Source organism: Streptomyces sp. XM83C (genome assembly GCF_023072675.1).
Taxonomy (GTDB): domain Bacteria; phylum Actinomycetota; class Actinomycetes; order Streptomycetales; family Streptomycetaceae; genus Streptomyces; species Streptomyces thermocoprophilus.
The window spans coordinates 1-2,136 of sequence record NZ_JALLGL010000520.1; the positions used below are offsets into that span (position 1 = coordinate 1).

Below are 2,136 nucleotides of genomic sequence, written 5' to 3' on the forward strand. Positions count from 1 at the left end.
GGCGGGGGTGGTGGTCGTCGTCATGGGGCGGTCTCCCGTCAGCACATGCCCGCCGGGCGGGAGGCCCGGCAGGTGTTGCCCTGGTAGGTGTTGGTGCCGGCGGTCTCGGTGTCGACGAGGTCGGCCGGGGCGTTGTCCGACAGGTGGTTGTCGGTGATGCGGTTGTCGGTGCTGGTGGCGCCGACGAAGCTCTTGAACAGGACGATGCCTCCGGACATGACGGAGGTGCCGGCGTTGGCGCGGACGTGGTTGCCGGTGACGAGGACTTTCTCGGTGCCGGTCAGGACGATGCCGGAGCCCTGTAGTGCGGGCAGCCGGCCGGTCGCGGGGCAGGACTTGTTGTTGGCGACGACCTGGTTGTCCCGGACGGTGAGCGCGCCGGTCTTCGGGGTGTTCTCGTCGCCGACGACGAACAGGCCGACGCAGTTGCCGGTGAGGGTGTTGCCGTCGACGGTGAGATTGCGCAGCCGGCGGACGGTGAGGCCGATGCGGTTGCCGTCGGCGCGGTTGCGTTCGACGAGGGTGCCGCCGGCGTCCACGGCGCCGTCCTCGGACTTGACGGTGTTGGCGAGGAACACGCCCGCGTCGCCGTTGGAGCGGAGGGTGTTGTGGCGGATCACCGTGTGCTTGGAGCGTTCGACGGCGATGCCCCACACGCTGTTCCGCACGGCGGTGACGTTGCGGACCGTCAGGCCGTCGGTGGCCATGGCGAACACGCCCGCGCGGGCGAAGCCGGTGACGGTGAGGTGGGCGACGGTGACGCCTGTGAGGTCCTTGTCCTTCGCGCCGATGACGCAGACGCCGCTGCCGGACTCCGCGCAGGTCAGCGGGGCGGCGCGGGTGGCGCCGGCGGCCGGCTGGGCGGCGGCCGACGCGGTGGCCGTGGCGGCGGGCTGGATGACGGTGGACGGGCCGGAGCCGCGCAGGGTCACGCCGGGCATTTCGATCGTCACGCTCTCCCGGTAGAGGCCGGGAAGCACGAGGACGGTGTCGCCGGCCGCCGCGGCGTCGACCGCCTGCTGGATCGACTGGCCGGGCCGGACGATGTGCAGGTGGGACCGGGCGCTCGCGGGGGCGGCGGCGCCGAGACCGCCGCCGAGGAGCGCCGCACCGCACAAAAGATAGGCGATTAGTCGCTTCGTCATATTCGGCAACGTATGCCTGGTTTGTGGTGCGCTCGCTGCACCACGCCGCCGTACGACGAGCCCCGTGCGCCGTCCGGCGGCACGGGGCCCGTCACTCACACGTTCGCGGCTACCTGATGCAGACGAGACCGTCCGTGGCGATGGGCGGCCGGCCGCTCGTGCCGACGACGATCTTCACCGTGTGCTTGGCGCTGCTCGCCGTACGGCTTGCCGCCCAGGCAGCTGGAGGAGGAGCGCGCACATGACGACCACGCGGTGTCACCGATAACGGACATACGGTGACCCATCACGCGAACACGAAAAGGGCAGACCGGACAGTTCCCTCCGAATCAGCACCCACCCCGACGGGATCAAACCCCTCCCCCTCCCCTGTGACGCGCCTGTGACAGTCGACGGACAGGGTCATGAAGTCCGGCAGCCAATCTATTCATACGAGGGCAAAGCACACCGAAACGGACAGCCGGATCGGCCTCGCTTTCCCCCTCTCTCTGCTCACGAGGGTGTGGGCAGCACTCCCCGCAGACCGCCGCAGGACGACCCGCCGGAGTCACCCCATGAACAGCACCCTCACCGCCACCGTCACCCCCGACATCACCCTGGCCCCCCGCGAACGCGAGACCCTGCGCCACATCGCCGCCGGCCGGACCTACCTCCAGACCGCCCGCCACATGGGTCTCTCCAAGCACACGGTCGACGCCTACCTCCGCCGCATCCGCGCCAAGCTGAACATCACCACCACCGCCGAGCTGACCCGCGTCGCCATCGCCCTGGGCCTGTGACCAGGCACGACACCCACCCGACCGTCACCTGATCACCACCACCCGCGCCCACTCCGGCGGCGCCGCCACCGGGTCCTCACCGACCCTGCCGCCCCGTGGCCGCCGGAACAGCCCACCACCGTCCGGCACGGCGGACGCACCGGCCACGGCGTCTGCCCGTCCGTCAACGCCACGATCACATCCGGACGGGTCCGTACGGCCCGCTCGAACCC

2 protein-coding genes and 1 pseudogene are annotated in these 2,136 nt (G+C 70.8%); 1 reads left to right on the forward strand and 2 read right to left on the reverse strand.

Annotated features, from left to right (window positions below; genetic code table 11):
- Positions 1-38 precede the first annotated feature (38 nt).
- Entirely contained in the window at positions 39-1,145 is a 1,107-nt protein-coding gene (locus MTQ10_RS29960) for a right-handed parallel beta-helix repeat-containing protein (protein WP_247473684.1), read from the reverse strand.
- Positions 1,146-1,699: 554 nt separating this feature from the next.
- Between MTQ10_RS29960 and MTQ10_RS29970 the strand changes: the two genes are divergently transcribed.
- Complete coding sequence (locus MTQ10_RS29970) at positions 1,700-1,924, forward strand: response regulator transcription factor (RefSeq protein ID WP_282612750.1); 225 nt, start codon at positions 1,700-1,702, stop codon at positions 1,922-1,924.
- 24 nt (positions 1,925-1,948) lie between these two features.
- Here MTQ10_RS29970 and MTQ10_RS29975 read toward each other — a convergent pair.
- Positions 1,949-2,136: pseudogene (locus MTQ10_RS29975) on the reverse strand (DUF2201 family putative metallopeptidase); the annotation flags it as partial.